This window comes from Streptomyces sp. MMG1121, from assembly GCF_001280015.1.
Lineage (GTDB): Bacteria > Actinomycetota > Actinomycetes > Streptomycetales > Streptomycetaceae > Streptomyces.
Genome location: NZ_LGDV01000038.1, coordinates 117,167 through 142,592, shown reverse-complemented (window position 1 = coordinate 142,592; position 25,426 = coordinate 117,167). Strand labels below are relative to the sequence as shown.

The following is a 25,426-nucleotide window of genomic DNA, read 5'->3' as shown; positions in this document are numbered from 1 at the left end:
CGACTGGAGTGAGTGACACGTGACCGTTATCCAGGACTCCCCGGCGGCGGCTTCCGTCGACTCCGAGGCGGAGATCCTCAACCTCTACCGGGCCCACCTCAGCAAGGGCCGCGCCACCCTCGCCGAGTTGTTCGGCAGCCATATGGAGACGGCGTCCGAGGGCGCCTGGCTCACCACCAGTGACGGTGAGCGTTTCCTGAACGCGGGCGGCTACGGGGTGTTCATCATGGGCGCCCGGCACCCGATCGTCATCGAGGAGGTGGAGCGCCAGCTGCGCACCCACCCCACCGCGACCCGCATCCTGCTGGAGCCGACGGTGGCCCGCGCCGCCGAGGCGCTGGTCTCCGTACTGCCGCCCGGTCTTGACCGCGTGCACTTCGCGCTGTCCGGCGCGGAGGCCGTGGAAACCGGGCTGAAGCTGGCCCGCGCGGGCGGCTTCAAGCGGACGATCTCGATGCGCGGCGGCTACCACGGCAAGACCCTGGGCGCCCTGTCAGCCACGGCGAAGGAGGTCTACCAGGCCCCCTTCCGCCCGCTCGTCCCCGACTTCCGGCATCTGCCCTATGGCGACGCCGACGCCCTGGAGGCCGAGCTGAAGGCCCACCCGGGCGAGGTGTGCGTGATCCTGGAGCCGGTCCAGGGCGAGGGCGGGGTCATCATCCCGCCGAAGGGCTACCTCAAGCGGGTCGAGCAACTGGTCCGCGAGCACGAGGGGTTCCTCATCCTCGACGAGGTGCAGTCCGGCTTCGGCCGGCTCGGCGAGTGGTGGGGCGCCGACATCGAGGGCGTCGTCCCCGACGTCCTGCTCACCGGCAAGGCGCTCGGCGGTGGGGTGATGCCGGTGTCGGCGGCCGTCGCCACCCGCAAGGCGTTCCGCCCCTTCGACAAGGACCCCTACGTCCACACCGCCACCTTCTCCGGGCAGCCGGTGCTGATGGCCGCGGTACAGGGCGCGATCCGGGCCGTGAAGGAGGAGCGCCTGGTCACCCGGGCCATGGACCTCGGCTCCCGGCTGCTGCCGCGGATCGCGGAGGTCGCCCGCCGCAACATCCCCGAGCTGGTCGTGGACGTGCGCGGCCGGGGCCTGCTCATCGGTGTGGAGCTGGTCGAGGCGGGCCTCGCCGGCGAGCTGCTGATCGAGCTGTTCAACCACGGCGTGGTCGCCAACCACTCCATGAACGGCAGCTCGGTGGTGCGGTTCACCCCGCCCGCCGTGCTGACCCACACCGACGTGGACTTCCTCGTCGACTCCTTCGACCTGGCCACCCGCGACCTGATCAAGGGCGCGGCCAAGATGCCGGAAGGCGGTAACTGATCGTGCGGCACGTCGAACTCGATGCCCTGATACCCGCGGAGCAGGCCGACACGGTCCTGCACGCCGTACGGCGCTGGGAGAAGTACCCCGACCTCGCGCCCCACGTCAACGCGACCACCGTGCACGCCTCCTACCCCGACCCGCGGGCCTCCTCCAGCTGGGAGCTGCACTTCCGCAGCGGCCTGCTGCGCTGGACCGAGGACGACACGATCGACCCGGCGGCCGGTGAGATCCGCTTCGAACAGTCCGACGGCGACTTCGACTCCTTCGCCGGGACCTGGTCGGTCCGGCAGTCCGGGGACGACGTCACGGTCCGCTTCGACGCCGACTTCGACTTCGGCATCCCGAGCCTGGAGGGGATCCTCGACCCGATCGCCGAGCGGGTCATCAAGGAGACCGTCGCCTGGGCGCTGACCGGGCTGTACCCGGCCGTGCGCATCAACGGCGGCATCGAACTCACCACGCCCGCCGCGGTCGGCGCCTAGGACCGGGCGAGGAGCTGACCATGGACCAGGCGAACCCCTTCGAGACCCCGCGCACGTACTCGCTGCACCGCGCCGAGTACCTGGTGGGCCTCGCCGTCACCACCGGCCTGATCGTCTACCACTTCGGCGACATCCGCTGGCTGCCGGCGCTCGGGCTGTTCCTCTACATCGACCTGATCGGCTACGTCCCCGGTGCGATCGCGTTCCGCAGGAGCGGCGGTCGGCCGATCCCCAAGGCGTACTACGTCCTCTACAACGTCATGCACAGCCTCATCACCCAGGGCGCGGTCGCCGCGCTGTGGTGCTGGCTGGTCAAGCCGGAGTGGGCGCTGCTGGTGCTGCCGTTCCATCTGTTCGGCGACCGCGGCCTGTTCGGCAACTTCATGAAGTCCTTCGCGCTGCCCTTCGAACCGGTGCGCCAGGACGGCTACCTGAGGCTCATGGACGACCTGGGCCTGCCCCACCCCAAGCCGGTCGGGCACGCCATGGATCCGGTGCCGGTCGGGCACGTGCCCGCACGCGCCGCGCGCGGGACAGCGCCGGTACGCGAGACGGAGGCCGTGCGATGACCACCGCCACGGATGTCCGCCGCCCGGTCCGGCAGGACCCGGCCGAGCGCCGCCGGGCCCTGTACCACCTGGCCTCCCCGGTGTCGGTGCTCACGACCGGCCCCGAGGACCGGATGCACGGCACGACGGCCAGCACGGTCACCCTCGTCTCGCGTGCGCCCCTGCTCGTCGGGGTCGTGCTGCGGGCGGGCTCGTCCTTCGCCCGGCTGGCCGCCGCCGAGGGCCGGTTCGCGATCAACGTGCTCGGCGGTGAACAGGCCGCCGTGGCCCGCCGGTTCGCCGACAGCGGCCGGCCCGACGGTGCCGCGGCCTTCGCGGGACTGGCCTGGACGGCGGACCGGTACGCGCACGCCCCGCTGATCGCGGGCGCGCTCGCGCACTACGTCTGCCGCTTCCACTCCGCGCACACGGCGGGCGACAGCGAACTGCTGCTCGGCCACGTCGTGCGCGCCACGGCGGACGACGGGCTCCCGCTGTTCTCCTACGCCGGCGATCTGTACGCCGGCTCCCTGCGTCCGGCGAAGGAGGCCGCCGCGTCATGACCGCACCCACCGCTCCCGAGGCCGACTGGGACAAGGCTCCCGGTCTGCTGGACGGCGCGAAGGAACTCACCCTCGGCCCCGAGGAGTGCGACCTCGCCTACTGGATCACCTCGGTGGCCCAGGGCACCCTGCGCGACCGCGGGGTGACCGGCCACCACGACAACGCCCTCACGCCCGGCTTCCTGAAGGCGCCCGGCCCGCTGCGCGAGGCCCTGGTGCTGGAGTTCGGCTTCCGGGCACTGGCGGAGGAGCTGGCCACCCGGCTGCTCGGCCACTATGTGTCGATCGCCCCCGGCATCCCCCAGATGGAGTTCTACGCAACGCAGTTGCTCGACGAGGCCCGGCACGCCCGGGTGTTCCGGCAGCACCTGGTGGAGCTGGGCATTCCGGCGAGCACGCTGCTCAAGGACATCGAGGAGATGGCCCGGGAGTACCGCAGGCGGGTCCTGGACCCGGTGGTGGACTTCACCCTGGACATCGTCCGCGACCAGGCCGACTTCCCCGGCGGCGTCGCCGTGTTCGCCATCGTCATCGAGGGGGTGCTCGCCCCGGCCGCCGAGCTGAGCGAGCGCAAGTGGACGCCGCTGTCCCCGGCGACCGGCGAGATCTCGCGCGGCACCGCGATCGACGAGATCCGGCACCTCACGGTGGCCAGCACCATCCTGCGCGACCACGTCATCGAGCACCCGGAGTACCGGCCGAGGCTGCTGGAGATCCTGCGCTCCGGCGTGCGGCTGTGGGACGAGATCCCGGACCGGGAGTTCGTCATCCACCGCGAGAAGCTGTTCCAGCAGGGCATGCACGAGCACGCGGACCTGATCGGGGACTACGAGATCTGGCCCGGCGTACGGCTGCTCGACACCACCGCCGAGCAGCGCTACGACATGGCGGAGCGGTGGACCGACGAGATGGCCGAGGTCCGCATGGCCTACATGGGCCTGCCCGTCGAGGTCCTCGCCTCGGAGAGCGGCGCATGAGCACCGGCCGGGCCGCCGTCGTCACGGGCATCGGGTCGTACGTCCCGCCGAACCTGGTGACCAACGACGACCTGACGGCCAGACTGGACACCTCCGACGAGTGGATCCGGTCCCGCACCGGGATCGCCGGGCGGTACGTGGTCTCGCCGGGCACCTCCACCGGTGACCTGGCGGTGGAGGCGGGCCTCAGGGCGCTGAAGTCGGCCGGTGCCGAGCGGGTCGGGGCGGTGGTGCTGGCCACCACCACCCCGGACCAGCCCTGCCCGGCGACCGCACCGCAGGTGGCCGCGCGGCTGGGGCTCGGGCAGGTGCCGGCCTTCGACGTGGCTGCCGTCTGCTCCGGGTTCCTTTACGGCCTCGCGTCCGCCGCCGGGCTGATCGCGGCGGGGATCGCGGACAGCGTGCTGCTGATCGCCGCCGACGCCTTCACGACGATCATCAACCCCGAGGACCGGTCCACCGCGGTGATCTTCGCGGACGGCGCGGGCGCGGTGGTGCTGCGGGCCGGCTCGGCCGCCGAGCCCGGGGCGATCGGCCCGCTGGTGCTGGGCAGCGACGGTGAGCTGAGCCATCTGATCGCGGTGCCCGCGGGCGGCTCCCGGCAGCGGTCCACGGGCCGCCCGGCCGCCCCGGAGGACCACTACTTCCAGATGCTCGGCCGCACCACCTACCGGCACGCGGTGGAGCACATGACCGCCGCGTCCACCGCGGCGGCCGAACAGGCCGGCTGGCGGATCGACGACGTCGACCGGTTCGTGGCCCATCAGGCCAACGCCCGGATCCTGGAGGCCGTGTCGGACCGGCTCGGCGTTCCCGAGGAGCGGCGCCTGAGCAACATCGCGCGGGTCGGCAACACCGGCGCCGCCTCCATCCCGCTGCTGCTCGCCGAGGCCACCGCGGACGGCACGCTCAGGGCCGGCCACCGGGTGCTGCTCACGGCGTTCGGCGGTGGCCTGTCCTGGGGCGCGGTCACCGTCGACTGGCCGGAGCTGCAAACCACCTGACCCTCTCTCACGCCCCACCTTTCCTACCTTCCGAAGGGAACCGTCATGCTGGAGCAGCTCAAGGAAATCCTGTCCAACAAGCTCAAGGTGTCGCCCGAGGCCATCACCCCGGAGGCCACCCGGGAGGACATCGAGCTGGACTCGCTGGCCGTGGTGGAGCTGTCGCTGCTGCTGAAGTCCGAGCTGGACCTGGACATCAGCGACGACGACCTCCTGGAGGCCGAGACCGTGGCGGACATGGTCCGGCTCATGGAGGAGCGGAGCGCGAAGGTCTGATGGCCGGCATGGACATCGCCGTCACCGGGCTCGGTCTGGTCACCCCGGGCGGAATCGGGGTCGGGCCGAGCTGGGCGGCGGTCTGCGACGGCAGGCCGGCCGCCGCCCTGGATCCGGTACTGGCGGACAATCCCGTACAGATCTCCTGCCGGGTGCCCGGCTTCGATCCCGAGACCCTGCTGAGCGCGCGGCGCGCGCACCGGCTGGACCGGTTCGTGCAGTTCGCGCTGGTCGCCGCACACGAGGCGGTGGCCGACGCGGGCCTCGACCCGCAGACCTGGGACGGCGCGCGGGTGGGTGTGGTGCTGGGCTGCGCCGACGGCGGCCCGGGCACGGTCGAGGACCAGCACCATGTGCTGCGCGAGCAGGGCGCCGACCGGGTGTCGCCGCTGCTGCTGCCGATGCAGCTGCCGAACATGCTGGCCGGTCAGACGGCCATCGAGTTCGGGGCCACGGGTCCGAACCTGGTGGTGGCCACCGCGTGCGCGTCCGGCGCGACCGCCATCGGCACGGCCCGGGACCTGCTCGCCCTCGGCCGCTGCGACATCGTCCTCGCGGGCGGCAGCGAGGCCATGATCACCCCGTTGGTCATGGCCGGCTTCGCCCAGATGGGCGCGCTGTCGAAACGGCACGACGATCCCGCGTCCGCGTCCCGGCCGTTCGACTCCGACCGGGACGGGTTCGTCGCGGGCGAGGGCGCCGGGATCCTCGTGATGGAGCGGGTGGCCGACGCCCGTGCCCGTGGCGCCCATGTCCACGGCCGGATCATCGGCTACGGCGCCACGGCCGACGCCCACCACATGACGTCGCCGCATCCCGACGGCGTCGGCATCGAGGCGGCGGTGCGGGCGGCTCTCGCGGACGCGGGCGCCGACCCCGACGACGTGCAGCACGTGAACGCCCATGGCACGTCGACGCCGCTGAACGATCTGTCCGAGGCCCGCATGATCCAGCGGACCCTGCGCGGGGATCCGCTGGTCACCTCCACGAAGGGAGTCACCGGGCATCTGCTGGGCGCGGCGGGGGCGGTGGAGGCCGCGTTCGCCGTGCTGAGTGTGGAGCACGAACTGATCCCGCCCGTCGCGGGCCTGGTCATGCCCGATCCCCGGATCGAGATCAAGCTGGCCCAGACCCTGACCGAGATGCCGATCGATCTGGCGCTGAGCAGTTCGCTGGGTTTCGGCGGGCAGAACACGGCACTGGCGATCGCGCCCGCCTGAGCCTTTCTCCAGCAGCCGTCCGCCGAGCGACCTCCGCGGGCGGCTGTTCCCCCTTTTCCGGTCCTCCCTGCTCTGGAGTCCCCATGTCCACCAGTGGTTCCCCTCCCCCCACCGGCCGGCTCGGCACCCGGCACATCCTGTTCCTCATCGTCGCCGCCGCCGCCCCGCTGTCCGCCATGGTCGGCACCGTCCCGCTCGCCTTCGCCTTCGGTGACGGGCCGGGCGTACCGGCGGCGTTCCTGTTCGCCGGGGTCACGCTGCTGTGTTTCTCGGTCGGGTACGCGGTCAGTGCCCGCCGTACCGGCGGGTCCGGTGGTTTCTACGCCTCCGTCGCCGACGGACTGGGCAGACCGCCCGCCGTAGCGGCCGGGTATGTCGCCCTCCTCTCCTACAACTGCGCGACCATCGGTCTCGCGGGCGCGCTCGGCTACTTCACCCACCTCGTGCTGGCCGCCCACGGGTTGACGGTTCCGTGGGAGTGGTGCGCGGCCGTCGGGCTGGTGCTGACCGCCGTGCTCGGGTACCGGGAGATCGCGCTCAGTGCCCGGGTCCTCGCCCTGCTGATGCTCGGTGAGATCGGGGTGCTGGCCGCGCTGGACATCGCCATCCTCGCCCGGCACGGGGTGCACGCCCTGCCCACCGCCTCGTTCTCGCCGCACATCGCGGCCGGGCACGGGTCCGGTGTCTCGCTGATGTTCGCGTTCGTCTCCTTCATCGGCTTCGAGTCGGCCGCCCTGTACGGCAAGGAGGCGAAGGACCCGCGGCGCAGCGTGCCCCGGGCCACCTACGCGGCCGTCGTCCTGATCGCCGGTTTCTACGCGCTGACCAGCTGGCTGGCGGTGGGTGCGGTCGGCGGAGACCGGGTGCGGGAGGTCGCCGGCAAGCAGATGGGCGATCTGTTCTTCGTGCTCGGCGACGACTTCCTCGGCAAGGCGGGCAGCACGGGGCTGCAGATCCTGCTCTGCACCAGCCTGTTCGCGGCGACGCTGGCCCTGCACAGCGCCGCGAACCGGTACGCGCAGGTCCTTGCCGAGGACGGGCTGCTGCCGGGCGCCCTGGCCGCCGAGCACCGAAGGCACCGCTCCCCGCACCGGGCGAGCCTCGCGCAGAGCGCGCTGACCGCGCTGGTCGTGGCCGCCTTCGCCGCCGCCGGCCTGGACCCGTACGCCGATCTGACGACCAGCATGCTCGGGCTCGGCACCCTCGGCATCGTCGCGCTGCAGGCGCTGGCCGCGCTGTCCGTGCTCGGTCTGCGGCTGCGCGGGGGCGGCGGGCACTGGTGGCGTACGGCCGTCGCCCCGCTGCTCGGCTTCGCCGGGCTCGCCGCCTCGGTCTGGCTGGTCGTCGGCAACTTCGACATGCTCACCGGCTCGCCCTCCCGGGTGATCGCCGCCCTGCCCTGGCTGCTGCCGCTGGTCGCGCTGGGCGGCCTGGCGTACGCCACCCGGCTGCGTGCCGCGCACCCGCTGCGCTACCGGCAACTCGGCACCCGGCACCTCGACTCCCCCGCCCCCGCACCCGCACCCGCCCTGACAGGAGACCGCCATGCATGATCCGCACGAGCTGATCGAGGCGGGCCCCGACGCCGTACGGCGCCTGGCCCGCCGCCGTCACGACCTCGACCTGGACGCCCTGAGCGGCGCGGTGCGCGCCCGCTCGCGGACCCAGGCCGAGGTCAACCGGCTGCGCACCGAGCTGAACCGCACGGCCAAGGCCCGCCGTTCGGGCCCGCCGACCGAGGCCGAGAAGGAGGCCGCGCGGTCGCTGCGGGCCGAGGTGCAGCAGGCGGAGACCGCCGCCCGGAAGGCCGCGGGCGAGCTGTGCACGCTGCTGCTGTCGATCCCCAATCTGCCGTTGGACACGGTTCCGGACGGCGACTCCGAGAAGCAGGCCGTGGAGATACGGCGGGGCGGCCCGGCCCCGCGCCCGGTGGACGGGGCCCGTCATCACGCCGAGATCGGTGAGGCGCTCGGCATTCTCGACTCCCCCGCCGCCGCGAAGCTCTCCGGCGCCCGGTTCAGCGTGTCCCACGGCGCCGGCGCCCGGCTGGAGCGGGCCCTCGGCGACTTCTTCCTCGACCTGCACACCCGCGAACACGGCTACACGGAGCAGTCCGTGCCGTTCCTGGTCAGCCGCGACACGATGACCGGTACCGGCCAACTGCCCAAGTTCGAGGAGGACTTGTTCCGCACCCAGGTCGGCGAGCGGGAGCTGTTCCTGATCCCGACGGCCGAGGTGCCGCTGACCAACCTGGTGGCCGGCGAGGTGCTGGACGCGCGGAGCCTGCCGTACGCCTTCACCGCCCGCACCCCCTGCTTCCGCGCGGAGGCGGGGGCGTACGGCCGGGACACCCGGGGTGTGCTCAGGCTGCACCAGTTCGAGAAGGTGGAGCTGGTGCGGATCTGCGCGCCGGAGCAGGCGCAGCAGCAGCTGGAGCTGATGGTCTGGCACGCCGAGGAGTGTCTGCGCCGGCTCGAACTGTCCTTCCGCACCGTGCTGTTGCCAGCCGGGGACATGGGCTTCTCGGCCCGGATGACGTACGACATCGAGGTGTGGCTGCCGGGCGGCGGTGCCTACCGGGAGATCTCCTCGGTCTCCGACTGCGGCACCTTCCAGGCCCGCCGGGGCGACATCCGGGTCAGGCGGGCCGACGGTCGCAAGTCGCCGGCGGCCACCCTGAACGGCTCGGCCCTGCCGATCGGCCGCACGGTGGCCGCGCTGCTGGAGCAGGGCGCCCAGGACGACGGATCCGTCCTGCTGCCCGAGGCACTGGCGGCGTACACCGGGTTCCGCCGGATCCTGCCGGGCGGCGGCACCGAGTGAGGCATGACGAAAGGGGCGGGAGCCGGTCCGGCTCCCGCCCCTTTCGTGTGCCCGGCTCACGCGCCGGTCATGTGCACTCCGCCGTCGACGTGGACGATCTCGCCCGTGGTGCGCGGGAAGAAGTCCGACAGCAGGGCGACGACCCCGCGGGCGGCCGGGCCGGGGTCGGTGAGGTCCCAGCCGGCCGGGGCGCGGTCGGTGGTCCACACGTCGGCGAGGCCGGCGAAGCCGGGGATGGACTTGGCGGCCATGGAGCGCAGCGGTCCGGCCGCGACCAGGTTGCAGCGGATGCCGTGGCCGCCGAGGTCGCGGGCCAGATAGCGGCTGGTGGACTCCAGGGCGGCCTTGGCGACGCCCATCCAGTCGTAGTGCGGCCAGGCCACGCTGGCGTCGAAGGTGAGGCCGACGACCGAGCCGCCGCGCCGTTCGAGCAACGGCAGACAGGCCGTGGTGAGGGACTTCAGGGAGTACGCCGAGACGTGCACGGCGGTCGAGACGTCGTCCCAGGTGCCGTCGAGGAAGGAGAAGGCGCCCTGGGGGCCGTAGGCGATGGAGTGGACGACGCCGTCGAGGGAGTCGGTGTGCGCGCCGATCCGCTCGGCGAGGCTGTCGAGGTGCTCCGGGTCGGTGACGTCCAGCTCGATGACGGGTGCGGGCTTGGGGAGCCTGCTCGCGAACCGCTCGATCAGGGAGAGCCGGCCGAAGCCGGTGAGCAGCACCTCCGCGCCCTCCTCCTGGGCGATCCGGGCCACGTGGAAGGCGATGGACGCGTCCGTGACCACGCCGGTGACCAGGACGCGCTTGCCGGCGAGGATGCCGCTCACGCGACCGTCACCCCCTGGGGCAGCCCGCCGACCAGCGGCGAGTCGTGGTCCTGCGGGCCGAGGACGCTGCCACCGCCGGGCGAGCCGAGGCGGGCGAAGAAGGCGGCGTTGGAAGCCGCGTGGTCGTCGCCCCACTCCTCGGGCAGGTCGTCCTGGAAGTAGATGGCGTCGACCGGGCAGACCGGTTCGCAGGCTCCGCAGTCCACGCATTCGTCCGGGTGGATGTAGAGGGCGCGGCGGCCCTCGTAGATGCAGTCGACGGGGCATTCGTCGATGCAGGATCGGTCCTTGACGTCGACGCAGGGCAGTCCGATGACGTAGGCCATGGTCAACTCCTTGTGTTGAGGGGTGTGTTCAGTCGACGGCCGTGCCGGTGGTGCGTTCGCCGAGGGTCAGCACGGTGAGGGCGAGGACGGCCATGGCGGCGGCGATGACGGTGAACAGGGCGCCGGGGCCATGGGTGTCGAGGACCGGCAGCAGGACGAACGGCAGGGCGCCGGCGCTGAGTTTGGACAGCGAGTAGGCGGCGCCGGCGGCGCTCGCCCTGATCGCGGTCGGGTACTGCTCGGACAGATAGACGTGCGAGACGCTGGAGAAGACGTTGCTGAAAAGGGTGTAGGCGAAGCCGCAGAGCACGATCTGCGCGGCCGAGTCCGCGTAGGCGAAGCCGAGTCCGGCGACGACCATGGCGGCCGCCGACAGCGCGATCAGGGTGCGCCGCTCGACGCGGTCCACGACGGGCAGGGCGAGCGCGGAGCCCACGGGGTAGCCGAGGAAGGACAGCGCGGTGAAGCCGAGGCCGGCGACAAGGCCGTAGCCCTTGGCGGCGACGATCTGCGGGGCGAGCGTGCCGAAGCCGTAGTAGCCGACGACCGAGAGCACGCAGAAGAGCCAGAGGACGAGGGTGCGGCGCCGTAGCCCGGGCCCGAGGACGTCCCGCAGCCGCAGCGCCCCACCGGGGCGCGGGGCGGCGTCGGCATGCGGCTCCGCCGCGGGGCGCGACCAGCCACGGCCGGCCGCCTCGGCCTCCATGCGCGAGACCAGCCTTTCGGCCTCGGCGGCGCGGCCGTGCGCCGCGAGCCAGCGCGGGGACTCGATCAGGCCCCGGCGCAGGATCCACACCACGGCCGAGCCGAGCGCGCCGAGCAGGAACAGCCAGCGCCAGCCGGCCACGCCCAGGGGGGTGCGCGGGACCAGCCACAGCGCGGCGAAGCCCACGGCGGGCACCCCGCAGAAGGCGAGGGTGTAGGCCCGGGCGATGAACCGGCCGCGCTGTCCCGCGGGCAGCACGTCGGCCAGGTAGCAGTCGGACAGGGCCTGTTCGGCGCCGATGCCGAGGCCGGCGAGGAAGCGGGTGCCGATCAGCCACGCGGCGTTCGGGGAGAGGGCGCCGAGCAGCGAGAACACCGAGTAGAGGGCGAGGTTGACGAGGAAGGCCCGGCGCCGGCCGAAGCGGTCGGCGATCTTGCCGAGCACCAGCGAACCGAGGAACTGGCCGAGGAAACCGGAGGCCAGGACGAGTTTGAGCGAGGTCGCGCCGAAGCCGAAGTCGCTCTGCAGCACCTTGCCGAGGGTGCCCGACAGGTTGTTCTCGAAGGTGTCGAAGAACAGGCCGACTCCGATGACCGCGGTGAGTCTGCGGTGCAGCGGAAGGATCGGCATCCGGTCCAGGCGGGCGCCGATCGGGGCGGGAGCGGTGACACCGCCCGCCGCCGCGGTTGTCTGGGACATCAGGCTTGCTCCTTGGGGCGGGCGGACGTCGAAACGACTCGGCGGGCGGATACCGGGGGCTCAGGCGGCCTCGGCCCGCCGCCGGATCTGCTCCGCCACGTCACCGCGCCGCACGGGCGCGCTGACCTCGTGCAGATAGGAGGCGACCTCGCGGTACGAGGCCCAGAACCCGACCTCGTGGTACGGCACTCCGCGTTCGGCGCAGTACCGCATGGTCAGCTCGCGGGCGCGCGGCAGGTTCTTCTGCGGCATGGCCGGGAACAGATGGTGTTCCACCTGGTAGTTGAGGCCGCCGTAGAGGAAGTCGACGAGCAGGCTGGGCCGGATGTTGCGGGAGGTGAGGACCTGGCGCTCCAGCCAGTCCAGGGTCTCCTCCTCGCCGTCGCGGATCTGCATGCCCTTGTGGTTCGGAGCGAAGATCATCCCGAAGTAGACGCCGAGGGCGGCGTGCTGGACGAGGATGAAGGCGACCGCGAGCGCCGGGGACAGGACGGTGAAGACGCAGGTGAGGTAGACGGCGGTGCGCAGCAGGAGCAGGAAGGTCTCCAGCACGGGCTGCTTGGTCCTGCCCTGGGCGATGGACAGGACGGCCGTCTTCAGCATCTTGAAGCCCTCCAGCACGAGCAGCACGAAGAACAGCACGCTCTGGTAGCGCACGACGAACTTCTGGGTGCCCTTGCGGGTGGGGTACTGCTTGATGTCGAAGATGGCGGTGCGCCGGGCTATGTCCGGGTCCATGTCCAGATGGTTGGGGTTGCTGTGGTGCCGGTTGTGGTGGTTGACCCACCAGCCGTAGCTGACCCCGTTGACCAGGTTGGCGTGCACATAGCCGACCACGGAGGCGGCCTTCTTGCTGCGGAACATCGCCTTGTGGCCGGCGTCGTGCCACATGAACGCCGACTGGCCGCCGCACAGCCCCATCCACAGGGCCGTGACCAGCTGCCACCAGGAGTCGCCCAGCTCGAAGAAGGCGGCGAACCCGAGCAGCAGCAGGGTGGTGTTGAGGGCGAGCCTGCCCACGTAGTAGCGCGGGTCGAGGTCGAGCAGACCCTCGGCCCTGACCCGTTTGAGCAGTTCGGCGAAGGTCGCCGAGGCACCGGTGCGTTCGCTGTCCGGTACGGCCACGGCTTGTTGTACGTGCGGACGCTGCATGCGTTGCTCTCCTTGGGAGAAGTGCCCGGTTCGGGCGGCGGCGCCGCTGCCCCGCGGACCTGCGGTCGCCGCGCGTCGACGAAGCTCCCGCGTGCGGTCACCGTCGCGGGGTCCGCCCGGCGGATGCGGGCGACGGGGGCACAGTGCGGTGCTCCCGGGCCCGGATCGCCGGGCGAACGTGTGTCCAGCGTTCCGTGCCGCACTGATGTGGCACTGATGCCGGTCTGATCCAGCCAGATGCCGCGTTCAGGCGGTGGCCTCGGCGCGCATCCGCTCGTCCAGGGTGCGCACGACGGCGTCGGCGGCCTCGGCGACCTGCTGGTCGTCGGGTGCCCCGATGACGGCCATCAGCTGCTCGACCATGGCGTGCTGGAGTTCCTCGGTGGACTGGCTCATGCCGGTGCCCTCCTGTTCGGTGAGTGGTGTTGATGGCACGTCAGAAGGCCTTGCAGGCACGGAAGACGTGTGCGAAGCCGGGGAGCGAGGCCTGCGGTCCGTCGAAGGCGACGTACTCGGGTACGACCACGTCGGGCGCCCACTTCTGCTTGTACGACAGCTGCGTCTGCGCCGGGTACAGCGCCGCGCCCTCGGCCCACAGGGCGTGCATCAGCCACTGGAACGCGGGGCTGTGGCCGTCGAGTTCGTGGCTCGCGTCCAGGCCGGTGAACGGCGTGAACCCGAAGTGCAGCCACTGGACGCCCTCGCCCCGCAGCACCTCGACGGCGTGCGCGTTGATGGCCTCCATCAGACCCGGGGAGCCCTCGGGGATGCGGCGGCTGAGGTCGTGCATCCAGCCGGCCCGGCTGCCGTAGACCGGCGAGTACGAGATGTAGGCGACCGGGGCGCCCTCGATGGTGCCCACGAAGAGCCGGCGGTGGGCCTGGGCCGGGCCGCCGATCTGGCCGACGAGGAACTCCAGTTGCTGGGCGCCGCCCTTGGAGCCGAGCCAGGCCGCGTCGATGGTGGCGATGGCGTCCCGTACGTCGGCGGCGTCCGCCTCGCGGACGGTCAGGCCGTTGCGGTGGGCGCGGGAGATCTTGTTGCGCAGCTGCATGAACTTGGTGCCGCGCAGGGTGAATTCGGGAAGGCTCACCGCCCAGGAGGCGCCGACCTGGTTGACGGTGAAGCCACGCCGGGCGTAGCGCTCGGCGTCGGCCCGCTGGAGCTGGACGCCGACGAGGCCGAGGCCCTCGTCGCGTGCGTACCGGCGGAACGCGTCGAGGAGGGTGTCGTAGTCCTCCTCGGCGGCGAAGGGACCGCCGAACTGCACGGCCCAGCGCCCGGTGCGGCGGTAGACGACGGCACCGTCCGCGCCCGGGACGGTGAACATGCTGTTTCCGCTGTTGAGCGCCAGGAACGCACTCGGGTTCTCGCTCTCGGTGTGGGCGCGTATCGCCGAGAGAATCCGGTCGTCCGTACCGGTATCGGTGGTGGTGGCGGTCATTCCCGTACCCCTTTCGGGAGCGTTTTCGCGACAAGGGAGTGTCGAAGGGAGTACAGCACCGCAAGGCTGTCCTGGAAAAGGGTCGTTGGAAATTCATTGCCTGCGTCAGAAGCGTGTCAGCATTCCGTCAGCGCGCACTGCCAATGTGGTGGGTGTGAACGGCACGGGGCACCGGATCCGGACCCCTGCCGTCGCCGCCGCAGTCCGCATCGCCGCCGGACCGTGCTGTCCGTATGTGAGTGAATGGGAATTCACCGATCCGGCGCCCGGAAACAGACTTCCCCTCAGCCGGTACTCCGCCGACGGCGGTGGATGACCGGATTCCAGGAACCGCCGGTCGCCCCCCGTCCCGGCGGACCAACCGCCCCGGCGGGCCGCTGAAGGAATTCGAGGCCCGCCGGGGCGCGGCGTTTTCGGTCACCCTGTCTGCCACCGCAGCTCCACCCCAGAAACACCGTCGCCGAGGAATTGTCATCAAGGGGGAAAGACATGCTGAGGTTCTCCGTTCTCGGGCCGCTGGAGATACGCACCGCCGCCGGCCCGGCGGACGTCCCGGGCGATCTGCAGCGCATCCTCGTGCAGACACTGCTGGTCAGCGAGGGCCGGCCGGTCTCCGGGGAGGGCCTGGCCGAGGAGATGTGGGGCGAGGCCGTACCCGACAACCAGGCCAACGCGCTGCAGGCGCACATCAGCCGGCTGCGGCGCAGGCTCCGGGCCCTGGAGCCGGACCGGCCGGCCTCGCGGGTGACGATCCATCCGGCCGGCTACCGGCTCACCGTGGGCGAGGGCGAGCTGGACGCCGCCGAGTTCATCCGGGCGGTGCGGCTGGCCGAGGCCGCCGGCGCGGGCGATGCCGGCCGCACCGCCCGGTTGCTCGGGGACGCGCTGGCGCTGTGGCGCGGGGCGGTCTTCGGCGGCTTCCCCGGCGGCACCCTGTGCCAGCTGGCGGGCGCCCGCTTCGAGGAGTACCGGATGCGCGCCATGGAGCTGCGTTTCGACGCCGAGCTGCGCCTCGGGCGGCACGCCGCCGTGCTCGCGGAACTGGCCGAGGCGCACACCAACCACCCCTTGCGGGAACGGTTCTGCGAGCAGCTGATGATCGCCCTGTACGGCGCGGGCCGACAGGCCGACGCCCTCGACGTCTTCCGCCGGATGCGCCGCCAGTTGGACGACGAACTCGGCATCCAGCCCTCCCCCGCGCTGCGCCGGGTCGAGAGCGCGATCCTCTCCCACGACCCGGCCCTCACCGGCGACTCGCGTATCCCAGGTCCGCTCCAATTCGCGTGACCGGCAAGGACGTTGACGCGCGTAAGCGGCCCGTCAGCACACGGTCAGCCCAGGTCGTCACGATCGGTCCATGTCGGTCCACGCCGAGTACGCCACCTGACGACCTGACGTCACGTCACCTCACCCAGAGGCAGGAAGACATGAAGTCCCACGTCGCGGAACTGGCCGGCCTGCGCGAACGCGTGCTCGCCGGCCCCAGCGAGAGGGCGACGGCCGCCCAGAAGGCCAAGGGCAAGCTCACCGTGCGCGAACGGATCGACCTGCTCCTCGACGTGGGCTCGTTCCACGAGGTCGAGCCGCTGCGCCGGCACCGGGCGAGCGGGTTCGGGCTGGAGGCCAAGAAGCCGTACACCGACGGGGTGGTCACCGGCTGGGGCACGGTCGAGGGTCGCACGGTCTTCGTCTACGCGCATGACTTCCGGATCTTCGGCGGTGCGCTGGGCGAGGCCCACGCGGCCAAGATCCACAAGATCATGGACATGGCCATCGCGGCCGGCGCCCCCCTGGTCTCACTGAACGACGGTGCGGGCGCCCGGATCCAGGAAGGCGTGACCGCGCTCGCCGGGTACGGCGGCATCTTCCGCCGCAACACCGCCGCCTCGGGGGTGATCCCGCAGATCAGCGTGATGCTCGGCCCGTGCGCGGGCGGCGCCGCGTACAGCCCGGCCCTGACCGACTTCGTCTTCATGGGATGTTCATCACCGGCCCGGACGTGGTCAAGGCGGTGACCGGCGAGGAGATCACCCAGAACGGGCTCGGCGGCGCCGACGTCCACGCCGAGACCAGCGGCGTCTGCCACTTCGCCTACGACGACGAGGAGACCTGTCTGGAGGAGGTGCGCTATCTGCTCTCGCTGCTGCCCCGCAACAACCGCGAGAACCCGCCCCCGGTGTCCTGCGACGACCCGGCCGACCGGCGCTGCGAGACGTTCGCGGACCTGGTGCCGGCCTGTGGCAACCGGCCCTACGACATGACCAAGGTCATCGAGGAGATCGTCGACGACGGCGAGTATCTGGAGGTGCACCAGCGCTGGGCGCGGAACATCATCTGCGCGCTGGCCCGGCTCGACGGCCATGTGGTCGGGATCGTCGCCAACCAGCCGCAGACACTGGCCGGTGTGCTGGACATCGAGGCGTCCGAGAAGGCGGCCCGGTTCGTGCAGCTGTGCGACGCGTTCAGCATCCCGATCGTCACCCTGCTCGACGTGCCCGGCTTCCTGCCGGGCGTCGGCCAGGAGCACGGCGGCATCATCCGGCACGGCGCGAAGCTGCTCTACGCCTACTGCGACGCGACCGTCCCGCGCATCTCGCTGATCCTGCGAAAGGCCTACGGCGGCGCCTACATCGTCATGGACTCCCAGTCGATCGGCGCCGACCTCACCTACGCCTGGCCCACCAACGAGATCGCGGTGATGGGCGCCGAGGGCGCCGCCAACGTCATCTTCCGCCGGCAGATCGCCGAGGCCGACGACCCCGAGGCCCGGCGTGCGGAGCTGGTCAAGGAGTACAAGGCTGAGCTGATGCACCCGTACTACGCAGCCGAACGCGGCCTGGTCGACGACGTGATCGACCCGGCCGACACCCGTGCCGTCCTGGTCGGGTCGCTGGCGATGCTGCGCACCAAGCACGCCGAGCGCCCGGCCCGCAAGCACGGCAATCCCCCACAGTGACGGAGGTCCCCATGCCCGTATCCCCTGATACGTCCCCCGTTCCGCCCATCCGCGTCGAGCGCGGGCAGGCCTCCGCGGAGGAGCTGGCCGTCCTCGCGGTGCTGCTGCTCAGCCGCGGCGCCCTGGCCGCGCCCGGCACCGTCCCCGCCTCCCCCGGCAGCACGTCCTGGCGCCCGCACGCCTTTCACGCGCCGCACAGCTGGCAGCACTCCTGAGGGCGTGCCGCCACGGCGCCGGGCGGCCCGGCCCACCCCACGCCCGGGCCGCCCGGCGCACGACGACGCTCACTTCTTCACGAGCTTGACGTCCTGCTCCTTGACGGCATGGAAGAAGGGCAGCGGGACGATGCCGGAGGGCCGCAGCTCCAGGAGGGTGGCCTGGACGTGGGCCGACCCGGCCTTGAGGGTCTCGTCGTCGACCTTGCCGGAGTTCTGCCAGGTGTGCTTGGCGCCGTCGCACTGGGCGTCGCTGCCGCCGATGCCGTTGTGGACGTGGGGGTCGCCCTGGCTGACCGAGGAGCTGACGAACACCGGTCCGGTGCCGGCGGTGCAGCGGTAGGTGCCGGAGAGCGTGACGGTGCCGTCGGAGGCGAGCTTGCCGGTGGGGTCGACGGTGACGGTCTCGGAGTTGTCGGCTGCGACCGGGCCTACGGCGGTGCACAGCAGGGCTGCGGCGCCGAGGGCCGCGGCGAGGGCGGGGCGAACGGGCATGGGGTACCTCCCGGATCCATGGGGTCGAGGGAACCACTGGTACCGGGCGGCCGTGCCACAGAGCGTGACCGTCACTCCATCGGTGGCGCGTCATGGAACCGTCCGGGAGTTGTCCGGGTGTTGTCACGCTTCACGGCGAGCGGTTCCGGCGCGTTCACGACGGTCGCATGGTCTATGCATGACGGGCGGCGGGCGACCCCGCCGCCCCCTCACACTCCGCTGTGGAGGTGCGCCATGTGCTCCTGCCGGTCCTCGTGCCCCGCGTCCGACCCGACCCCCCGGCACCGGGTGGCCGCCCACCCCGAACAGGGCTGGACCCTGCTGTGCGACGGCTCGATCGTCTTCGACGACAGCGGCGAACTGCACCCGGACGGCAGCGTCGTCCCGCCGTGCCGGCTCCCGGCGGGCCGGCTCGCGGTGGCGGCCTGACCGGCTACGGCAGTACGGCGAACCCGTCCAGCTCCACCATCGCCTGCTCGTCCCACAGCCGTACGACCTCCACGACGGCCATCGCCGGGTAGTCCCGGCCCGCCAGCTCCCGCCAGATGCGGCCCAGTCGGCCGGCGTCGGCGCGGTACGCGGCGACATCCGTGGCGTAGACGGTGACCCGGGCGAGGTCGGCGGGGGTGCCGCCAGCCGCGCGCAGGGCGGTGAGGAGGTTGCCGAGCGCCTTCTCGAACTGCTCGGGGAGCGTGCCGCCGGTGACCTTGCCGTCGGCGTCGAGGGAGGTCTGCCCCGCGAGGAACACCACGCGGGAGCCGGACGCGACGACGGCGTGCGAGAAGCCCGTGGGCGGGGACAGCTCGGGCGGATTGACGCGCTCGGTGGTCACCGGGCCTCCTGATCGTGGGCGGTGGCGTACAACTCCTTGGCGATGATGCCCCGTTGGACCTCGCTCGCGCCCTCGTAGACGCGGGGTGCGCGTACCTCGCGGTAGAGGTGTTCGAGGAGGTGGCCGCGGCGCAGGGCGCGGGCGCCGTGCAGTTGGACCGCGGTGTCGACGACGTACTGCGCGGTCTCGGTGGCGAGCAGCTTGGCCATCGCGGCGCGCCCGGGGACGCCGGGGGCGCCCTGGTCGTACGCCGTCGCCGCCGCGTACACCATCAGCCGGGCCGCCTCGGTGCGCAGCGCCATCTCGGCGACCTGGTGGGAGACGGCCTGCAGATCCATCAACCTGCCCCGGAAGGCCTCGCGTCGGCGGGTGTGCCGGACCGTGGCGTCGAGCGCGGCCTGGGCCATGCCGACCGCGAACGCGCCGACGCTGGGGCGGAAGAGGTTGAGGGTGCCCATGGCGACCCGGAAACCGCGGTCCCTCTCGCCGAGCAGGTCGTCGGCGGTGACGGGCACGGCGTCCAGATCGAGGGCGCCGATGGGGTGCGGGGAGAGCATCTCCAGGGCGTTGCCGGTGAGTCCGGGCCGGTCGGCGGGGACGAGGAAGGCGGTCACCCCGCGGGCGCCGGCGCCCGGGGTGGTGCGGGCGAAGACGGTGTAGAAGTCGGCCTCGGGAGCGTTGGAGATCCAGCACTTCTCGCCGGTCAGCCGCCAGCCGGCGCCATCCGGCTCGGCCGCCAGGGCGAGGGCCGCCGCGTCCGAACCGGCCCCCGGCTCGCTCAGCGCGAAGGCGGCGACCGCGCTGCCGTCGGCGACCCGGGGCAGCCAGCGCTCGCGCTGCGCCGAGCTGCCGTGGGCGTGCACCGGGTGGGCGCCGAGGCCCTGGAGCGCGAGGGCGGTCTCGGCCTCGGTGCAGGCCTGGGCGAGCGACTCGCGCATCAGACACAGGTCGAGCGCGCCGGAGGTGAACAGCCGCGCGAGCAGTCCGAGCCGGCCGAGTTCGGCGAGGAGCGGCCGGTTGACGTGCCCCGGCTCGCCCTTGTCGGCGAGCGGGCGCAGCCGTTCGGCGGCGAGCGCGCGCAGCTCGGCACACCAGGCGGCCTGTTCCGGTTCGAGTGAGAATGCGGGCACTGCCGTCCTCCCTCCGGGGCGGACCACCCCGGCCCGTCCCCCGTCACCCCCGACGTTATCGCGCAAGGTTGACTGCCGTCACCAACACGATACGCTCGATCTGCGAGCCCACCAGGACGCCGGTGCCACCACGACGCCCGTCTCGACGTTTGTCACGGCAAGGGGGCGAACCGCCATGCACGTCTCGGCCCACGTCGACACCTTCGCGCGCGACCATCTGCCCCCGCCGGACGAATGGCCCGAGCTGCGGTTCGACCTTCCGGAGCTGCGCTACCCCGACCGGCTGAACTGTGCGGCGGAACTCCTGGACCACGCCGCGGCGGACCGCCCGGTCTTCCACACCCCGGCCGGCCCCAGCTGGACGTACGGCGAGCTGCGCGCGCACGTCGACCGGATCGCTCACGTGCTCACCGGCGAACTGGGCGTGGTCCCCGGCAACCGGGTCCTGCTGCGCGGCCCTACCACGCCCTGGCTCGCCGCGTGCTGGCTGGCCGTGCTGAAGGCGGGCGCGATAGCGGTCACCGTGCTGGCCCAGCAGCGCCCGCACGAGCTGGCGACGATCTGCGAGATCGCCCGGGTGCGGCACGCGCTGTGCGACGTCCGGGCCGTGGACGACCTGGCGAAGGCCGCGATACCGGACCTGCGGATCACCGCCTACGGCGGCGACGACCCGGACGACCTGCTGCGCCGCCCGGCGCCCGGCACCCCCTTCGCCGCGGTCGACACCGCCGCCGACGACATCGCCCTGATCGCGTTCACCTCCGGCACCACGGGTCGCCCGAAAGGGTGCATGCACTTCCACCGGGATGTGCTGGCGACGGCCGACACCTTCTCCCGGTACGTGCTGCGCCCCCATGCGGACGACGTGTTCGCCGGCAGTCCCCCGCTCGGCTTCACCTTCGGCCTCGGCGGGCTGGTGATCTTCCCGATGCGGGCCGGCGCGAGCAGCCTCCTGCTGGAGCAGGCCGGTCCCCGGCATCTGCTCCCCGCGATCGCCGGTCACCGGGTCTCGGTCCTGTTCACCGCCCCGACCGCCTACCGCGCCATGCTGGACGAGCTGGACGGGCACGACGTCTCGTCGCTGCGGCGCTGTGTGTCGGCCGGCGAGAACCTGCCCGCGGCCACCTGGCGGGCCTGGCACGAGCGCACCGGCGTACGGGTCATCAACGGCATCGGCGCGACCGAACTGCTGCACATCTTCGTCTCCGCCGCCGACGAGCACATCAGACCCGGAACCACGGGCGTGCCGGTACCGGGCTGGCAGGCACGGGTGCAGGACGCGGACGGCCGGCCGGTGCCCGACGGCGAGCCCGGTCTCCTGGCCGTGCGCGGCCCGGTCGGCTGCCGCTATCTGGCCGACCCGCGTCAGCGCGGTTACGTACGCGGCGGCTGGAACATCACCGGCGACACCTACGTCCGCGACCCCGACGGCTACTTCCGCTACGTGGCCCGCGCCGACGACATGATCATCTCCGCCGGGTACAACATCGCCGGGCCGGAGGTGGAGGACGCGCTGCTGCGGCATCCGGACGTGGTGGAGACGGCGGTCGTGGGCCGCCCCGACGAAGCCCGCGGACAGGTGGCAGTGGCCTACACGGTGCTGCGCGACGGAGCCCCGCGCGCCCCCGAGGCCCTGCGCGCCTTCCTGCTGTCCGAACTGGCGCCCTACAAATGCCCGCGCGAGTTCGTCTTCCTCGACGCGCTCCCCCGCACGGCCACCGGCAAGTTGCAGCGGTTCCGGCTGCGCACCGAAGGTGACCGGCAGTGATGCCGAAGACCTAAAATGATCAACGTGTCCGAGCAGCACGCCCCCCGGTCCCTCATCGTCACGCTCTACGGCGCGTACGGCCGCTTCATGCCCGGCCCCGTGCCCGTCGCGGAGCTGATCAGACTGCTGGCCGCGGTCGGCGTGGACGCGCCCTCCGTGCGTTCTTCGGTGTCCCGGCTCAAACGGCGCGGCCTGCTGGTGCCGGCCCGCACGGACGACGGCGCGGCCGGTTATGAACTCTCCGCGGAGGCACGGCAGTTGCTGGACGACGGCGACCGCCGTATCTACGCGACGGCACCCCCCGAGGACGAGGGCTGGGTGCTGGCGGTCTTCTCCGTGCCCGAGTCCGAGCGGCAGAAGCGGCACGTGCTGCGCTCCCGGCTGTCCGGCCTGGGCTTCGGCACGGCGGCCCCCGGGGTGTGGATCGCCCCGGCCCGGCTGTACGACGAGACGGAACACACCCTGCGCCGGCTGCACCTGGACCCGTACGTCGACTTCTTCCGCGGCGAGCACCTGGGCTTCGCGGCGACGGCCGAGGCGGTCGCCCGGTGGTGGGACCTGACCGCGATCGCCAAGGAGCACGAGCGCTTCCTCGACGCGCACGCCCCGGCGCTGCACGCCTGGGAGCACCGCCCGGGCACCCCGCCCGCGGAGGCCTACCGCGACTACCTCCTCGCCCTCGACTCCTGGCGCCATCTGCCCTACACCGACCCCGGGCTGCCCACCCACCTGCTGCCCGCGGGCTGGCCGGGCGTGCGCTCGGCGGAGGTCTTCCGCGGGCTGCACGCGCGGCTGCGGGACACGGGGGCCCGGTTCGCCGGGGTGTGATCCGGCGCCTGGTCAGACGATCGTCCGGCAGTACAGGTGCTCCCCGGCCGTCCGGGCCCGGCGGGCCAGGCCGACGAAGTCGCGAACGGTCCCCTCGGCGTGCCGGTAGTCGGCGAAGTCCAGCTCCTCGATGTCCCACCACTGGAGCGCGAGCATCGGCAGCGCGTCCTCCACCACACCGGCGAGGGCGTCCCGCCAGGCGTCGGGCAGTTCCCGTAGGGTCATCCCGGAGTCCCAGGCGGTACCGGCCGCGGGCATCGTCCCCTGCACGTACGGCACCTCGTCCGGGTCGGGCCAGACCAGTTCGGGCCGGTCCGCGCCGCCGGAGGGTATGCCCTCGGCGAAGACGACCAGCTTGGCCACCACCACGTCCGGGTCCGTGTGCTTCGTCTCCAGCCAGCCCGCGCCGGCCTCCCGCGGCCTCGCCTCGCTCAGCCAGTCACCGTCCGGCCCGATGGCCCGCTCCACCGCCGTTCGCCGGTCGGCGGCGTGGAAGTAGTCGTACAGCACACCCATGATGTCTCCGTCCGCCTCGCCTCTCCCCTCCGAGTAGAGCAGACAGCACTGACACGTCAGCGATCGAGGGTCAGCCGGGGCTTCGGGGCGTCCGTGCGGCCGGTCTGCGGGCGGCGGCTGCCGGCCCGGTACGGCGCGGGCCAGCCGGCCCCCGGGCCGTCGTAGCCCTGCTCGGCCGCCGCGTGCAGGGTCCAGTGCGGGTCGTACAGATGCGGGCGGGCCAGCGCGCACAGGTCCGTGCGTCCGGCGAGGATCAGGGAGTTGACGTCGTCCCACGAGGAGATCGCGCCCACCGCGATCACCGGGACGCCCGTCTCGTGCCGGATCCGGTCGGCGAACGGTGTCTGGTACGACCGCCCGTACTCCGGTCGCTCCTCGGCCACGACCTGCCCGGTGGAGACGTCGATCGCGTCGGCGCCGTGCGCGGCGAAGGCCCGGGCGATGCCGACCGCGTCCTCGGCGGTCGTACCGCCCTCGGCCCAGTCCGTGGCGGAGATGCGGACCGTCATGGGCCGCTCGGCCGGCCACACCGCGCGGACGGCGTCGAAGACCTCCAGCGGGAACCGGAGCCGCTTCGCCGGCGAGCCGCCGTAGGCGTCGGTGCGCCGGTTCGTGAGCGGGGAGAGGAAGCCGGAGAGCAGATAGCCGTGCGCGCAGTGCAGTTCGAGCAGGTCGAACCCGGCCCGCGCGGCCCGCCAGGCGGCGGCCGTGAACTGCTCGCGGACATCGGTCAGCTGGGCCCGTGACAGCTCGCACGGGGTCTGGCTGCCGGGCTTGTACGGCAGCGGGGAGGCGGCGACGAGCGGCCAGTTGCCCTCGGGCAGCGGCTCGTCGATGCCCTCCCACATCAGCTTCGTGGAGCCCTTGCGGCCCGAGTGGCCGAGCTGGACGCCGATCGCGGTGCCGGGGGCCTGCGCGTGCACGAAGCCGGTGACCCGCCGCCACGCCTCGGCCTGCCGGCCGGTGTAGAGACCGGCGCAGCCCGGGGTGATCCGGCCCTCCGCGCTCACGCACACCATCTCGGTCATGACGAGACCGGCCCCGCCGAGAGCCCGGGCGCCGAGGTGGACGAGGTGGAAGTCGCCGGGGACGCCGTCGGTGGCCGAGTACATGTCCATCGGCGAGACGACGACCCGGTTGCGCAGGGTCAGACCGCGCAGCCGGAACGGGGTGAACATCGGGGGCGTACCGGGCGGGCAGCCGAACTCGCGCTCGACGGCGTCGGTGAAGCGGGCGTCGCGCAGCCGGAGGTTGTCGTGGGTGACCCGGCGGCTGCGGGTGAGCAGGTTGAAGGCGAACTGGCGGGACGGCTGGCCGAGATGGAGCCGCAGGTCCTCGAACCACTCCAGGCTCGCCCGGGCGGCCCGCTGGGTGGAGGCGACGACGGGCCTGCGCTCCTCCTCGTAGGCGGCCAACGCGCCCGGCACGTCCGGTTGCTCCTCGAGGCAGGCGGCCAGCGCCAGCGCGTCCTCCACGGCGAGTTTGGTGCCGGAGCCGATGGAGAAGTGCGCGGTGTGGGCGGCGTCGCCGAGCAGGACGACGTTGCCGTGCGACCAGCGGTCGTTGACCACCGTACGGAAGGTCGTCCAGGCCGACTTGTTGGAGCGCAGGGGGCGGCCGCGCAGCGCCTCGGCGAAGATCTTGGCGCAGCGCTCGACGGACTCCGGCGCGTCCAGTTCCTCGAATCCCGCCGCCCGCCACACCTCCTCGCGCATCTCGACGATCACGGTGGAGGAGTCGGCCGCGTAGGGGTAGCCGTGCAGCTGCATCACGCCGTGCTCGGTCTCGGCGATCTCGAAGCGGAAGGCGTCGAAGGGGAAGTCCGCGGCGAGCCAGATATAGCGGCAGTGGTGTGCGTCCACATGGGGGCGGAACACATGGGCGTAGGCGTCGCGGGTGGTGCTGTGCACACCGTCGGCGGCGACGACGAGGTCGTACTCCGCCGACAGCACGTCCGGCGGCGGGGCCTCGGTGCGGAAACGGATGTCCACGCCGAGGGCGCGGCAGCGCTCGTGCAGGATCTCCAGGAGGCGGCGCCTGCCCAGGGCCGCGAAACCGTGTCCTCCGGAGCGGTGCGTGGTGCCCCGGTGCACGATGTCGATGTCGTCCCAGCGGACGAAGTCCCGCTGCAGGGCCTCGTGGACCACGGGGTCGGCGTGTTCGATGCCGCCGAGGGTCTCGTCGGAGAGGACCACGCCGAAGCCGAAGGTGTCGTCGGGGGCGTTGCGCTCCCACAGGGTGATCTCGCGGGTCGGGTCGAGGCGTTTGAGCAGGGCGGCGGCGTACAGGCCACCGGGGCCTCCACCGATGACGGCGACCTTCAT

At 72.4% G+C, this 25,426-nt stretch carries 26 protein-coding genes and 1 pseudogene; 16 read left to right on the top strand and 11 right to left on the bottom strand.

The genetic code is table 11. The annotated features are described in order from the left end of the window. Positions 1-19 precede the first annotated feature (19 nt). From ADK64_RS05595 to serS, 10 genes are all read left to right on the top strand, one after another. On the top strand, positions 20-1,315 hold the full coding sequence (locus ADK64_RS05595; protein WP_053655403.1) for an aspartate aminotransferase family protein: 1,296 nt from the start codon (positions 20-22) through the stop codon (positions 1,313-1,315). A gap of 2 nt (positions 1,316-1,317) precedes the next feature. After that, complete coding sequence (locus ADK64_RS05590; RefSeq protein WP_053655401.1) at positions 1,318-1,800, top strand: type II toxin-antitoxin system RatA family toxin; 483 nt, start codon at positions 1,318-1,320, stop codon at positions 1,798-1,800. Positions 1,801-1,820: 20 nt separating this feature from the next. Then, positions 1,821-2,369, top strand: coding sequence for a hypothetical protein (locus ADK64_RS05585; protein ID WP_053655399.1), 549 nt, complete (start codon positions 1,821-1,823; stop codon positions 2,367-2,369). Beyond that, on the top strand, positions 2,366-2,911 hold the full coding sequence (locus ADK64_RS05580; protein WP_053655397.1) for a flavin reductase family protein: 546 nt from the start codon (positions 2,366-2,368) through the stop codon (positions 2,909-2,911). The genes ADK64_RS05585 and ADK64_RS05580 overlap by 4 nt, the downstream gene beginning before the upstream one ends. Next, entirely contained in the window at positions 2,908-3,888 is a 981-nt protein-coding gene (locus ADK64_RS05575) for a VlmB-like protein (protein WP_053655395.1), read from the top strand. Before ADK64_RS05580 ends, ADK64_RS05575 begins: the two co-directional genes overlap by 4 nt. After that, on the top strand, positions 3,885-4,892 hold the full coding sequence (locus tag ADK64_RS05570; protein WP_053655393.1) for a beta-ketoacyl-ACP synthase III: 1,008 nt from the start codon (positions 3,885-3,887) through the stop codon (positions 4,890-4,892). Before ADK64_RS05575 ends, ADK64_RS05570 begins: the two co-directional genes overlap by 4 nt. A 45-nt stretch (positions 4,893-4,937) precedes the next feature. Then, the gene (locus tag ADK64_RS05565; protein WP_046422004.1) at positions 4,938-5,168 is read left to right on the top strand and encodes a phosphopantetheine-binding protein; all 231 of its coding nucleotides are present in this window, start codon (positions 4,938-4,940) and stop codon (positions 5,166-5,168) included. Beyond that, positions 5,168-6,388 carry a beta-ketoacyl-[acyl-carrier-protein] synthase family protein gene (locus ADK64_RS05560; protein ID WP_053655392.1) on the top strand — a complete coding sequence of 407 codons (1,221 nt, stop codon included), beginning with the start codon at positions 5,168-5,170 and terminating at the stop codon, positions 6,386-6,388. Before ADK64_RS05565 ends, ADK64_RS05560 begins: the two co-directional genes overlap by 1 nt. An 83-nt stretch (positions 6,389-6,471) precedes the next feature. Next, the gene (locus ADK64_RS05555) at positions 6,472-7,941 is read left to right on the top strand and encodes an APC family permease (protein ID WP_053655390.1); all 1,470 of its coding nucleotides are present in this window, start codon (positions 6,472-6,474) and stop codon (positions 7,939-7,941) included. Further along, positions 7,934-9,211, top strand: coding sequence for a serine--tRNA ligase (gene serS / locus ADK64_RS05550; protein ID WP_053655387.1), 1,278 nt, complete (start codon positions 7,934-7,936; stop codon positions 9,209-9,211). Before ADK64_RS05555 ends, serS begins: the two co-directional genes overlap by 8 nt. 56 nt (positions 9,212-9,267) lie before the next feature. On the opposite strand, the gene fabI is transcribed toward serS, so the two are convergent. From fabI to ADK64_RS05525, 6 genes are all read right to left on the bottom strand, one after another. Beyond that, the gene (gene fabI, locus ADK64_RS05545) at positions 9,268-10,035 is read right to left on the bottom strand and encodes an enoyl-ACP reductase FabI (RefSeq protein WP_053655385.1); all 768 of its coding nucleotides are present in this window, start codon (positions 10,033-10,035) and stop codon (positions 9,268-9,270) included. Continuing rightward, the gene (gene fdxA / locus ADK64_RS05540; RefSeq protein WP_053655383.1) at positions 10,032-10,361 is read right to left on the bottom strand and encodes a ferredoxin; all 330 of its coding nucleotides are present in this window, start codon (positions 10,359-10,361) and stop codon (positions 10,032-10,034) included. The genes fabI and fdxA overlap by 4 nt, the downstream gene beginning before the upstream one ends. A 28-nt stretch (positions 10,362-10,389) precedes the next feature. Then, complete coding sequence (locus ADK64_RS05535; RefSeq protein WP_053655381.1) at positions 10,390-11,766, bottom strand: MFS transporter; 1,377 nt, start codon at positions 11,764-11,766, stop codon at positions 10,390-10,392. A gap of 60 nt (positions 11,767-11,826) precedes the next feature. Continuing rightward, positions 11,827-12,918, bottom strand: coding sequence for a fatty acid desaturase family protein (locus ADK64_RS05530; RefSeq protein WP_053655379.1), 1,092 nt, complete (start codon positions 12,916-12,918; stop codon positions 11,827-11,829). A gap of 246 nt (positions 12,919-13,164) precedes the next feature. Further along, entirely contained in the window at positions 13,165-13,314 is a 150-nt protein-coding gene (locus tag ADK64_RS46545) for a hypothetical protein (protein ID WP_199829490.1), read from the bottom strand. 40 nt (positions 13,315-13,354) lie between these two features. After that, on the bottom strand, positions 13,355-14,362 hold the full coding sequence (locus tag ADK64_RS05525) for a DUF2156 domain-containing protein (RefSeq protein WP_053655377.1): 1,008 nt from the start codon (positions 14,360-14,362) through the stop codon (positions 13,355-13,357). Positions 14,363-14,851: 489 nt separating this feature from the next. Here ADK64_RS05525 and ADK64_RS05520 point away from each other — a divergent pair, with 489 nt between their 5' ends. The 3 genes and pseudogenes from ADK64_RS05520 to ADK64_RS05510 all read left to right on the top strand — a co-directional run bounded on the left by ADK64_RS05520 (position 14,852) and on the right by ADK64_RS05510 (position 17,533). Beyond that, positions 14,852-15,649 carry an AfsR/SARP family transcriptional regulator gene (locus ADK64_RS05520; RefSeq protein ID WP_053655375.1) on the top strand — a complete coding sequence of 266 codons (798 nt, stop codon included), beginning with the start codon at positions 14,852-14,854 and terminating at the stop codon, positions 15,647-15,649. Between the two features lie 140 nt (positions 15,650-15,789). Further along, positions 15,790-17,318 (top strand): annotated as a pseudogene (locus ADK64_RS05515) (acyl-CoA carboxylase subunit beta). 11 nt (positions 17,319-17,329) lie between these two features. Then, positions 17,330-17,533, top strand: coding sequence for an acyl-CoA carboxylase epsilon subunit (locus tag ADK64_RS05510; RefSeq protein ID WP_053655372.1), 204 nt, complete (start codon positions 17,330-17,332; stop codon positions 17,531-17,533). Positions 17,534-17,602: 69 nt separating this feature from the next. Here ADK64_RS05510 and ADK64_RS05505 read toward each other — a convergent pair whose 3' ends face one another. Beyond that, positions 17,603-18,028, bottom strand: a complete 426-nt coding sequence (locus tag ADK64_RS05505) for a DUF6299 family protein (protein ID WP_053655371.1) — start codon at positions 18,026-18,028, stop codon at positions 17,603-17,605. Between the two features lie 234 nt (positions 18,029-18,262). Here ADK64_RS05505 and ADK64_RS05500 point away from each other — a divergent pair, with 234 nt between their 5' ends. Then, the gene (locus ADK64_RS05500; protein WP_053655369.1) at positions 18,263-18,457 is read left to right on the top strand and encodes a DUF5999 family protein; all 195 of its coding nucleotides are present in this window, start codon (positions 18,263-18,265) and stop codon (positions 18,455-18,457) included. Positions 18,458-18,461: 4 nt separating this feature from the next. Here the strand turns inward: ADK64_RS05500 and ADK64_RS05495 are convergent, their stop codons facing one another. Beyond that, positions 18,462-18,860 carry a RidA family protein gene (locus tag ADK64_RS05495; protein WP_053655367.1) on the bottom strand — a complete coding sequence of 133 codons (399 nt, stop codon included), beginning with the start codon at positions 18,858-18,860 and terminating at the stop codon, positions 18,462-18,464. Then, the gene (locus tag ADK64_RS05490; RefSeq protein ID WP_053655364.1) at positions 18,857-19,990 is read right to left on the bottom strand and encodes an acyl-CoA dehydrogenase family protein; all 1,134 of its coding nucleotides are present in this window, start codon (positions 19,988-19,990) and stop codon (positions 18,857-18,859) included. The genes ADK64_RS05495 and ADK64_RS05490 overlap by 4 nt, the downstream gene beginning before the upstream one ends. 175 nt (positions 19,991-20,165) lie before the next feature. Here ADK64_RS05490 and ADK64_RS05485 point away from each other — a divergent pair, with 175 nt between their 5' ends. After that, a complete protein-coding gene (locus ADK64_RS05485; RefSeq protein ID WP_053655361.1) occupies positions 20,166-21,758 on the top strand; it encodes an AMP-binding protein in 1,593 nt (530 codons plus the stop codon). A 15-nt stretch (positions 21,759-21,773) separates the two neighbouring features. After that, positions 21,774-22,586 (top strand): PaaX family transcriptional regulator C-terminal domain-containing protein, encoded by an 813-nt coding sequence (locus ADK64_RS05480; RefSeq protein ID WP_053655359.1) that lies wholly within the window; start codon positions 21,774-21,776, stop codon positions 22,584-22,586. Positions 22,587-22,598: 12 nt separating this feature from the next. Here the strand turns inward: ADK64_RS05480 and ADK64_RS05475 are convergent, their stop codons facing one another. Continuing rightward, the gene (locus ADK64_RS05475; RefSeq protein ID WP_053655357.1) at positions 22,599-23,102 is read right to left on the bottom strand and encodes a hypothetical protein; all 504 of its coding nucleotides are present in this window, start codon (positions 23,100-23,102) and stop codon (positions 22,599-22,601) included. 56 nt (positions 23,103-23,158) lie between these two features. After that, the gene (locus ADK64_RS05470; protein ID WP_053655355.1) at positions 23,159-25,426 is read right to left on the bottom strand and encodes a bifunctional salicylyl-CoA 5-hydroxylase/oxidoreductase; all 2,268 of its coding nucleotides are present in this window, start codon (positions 25,424-25,426) and stop codon (positions 23,159-23,161) included.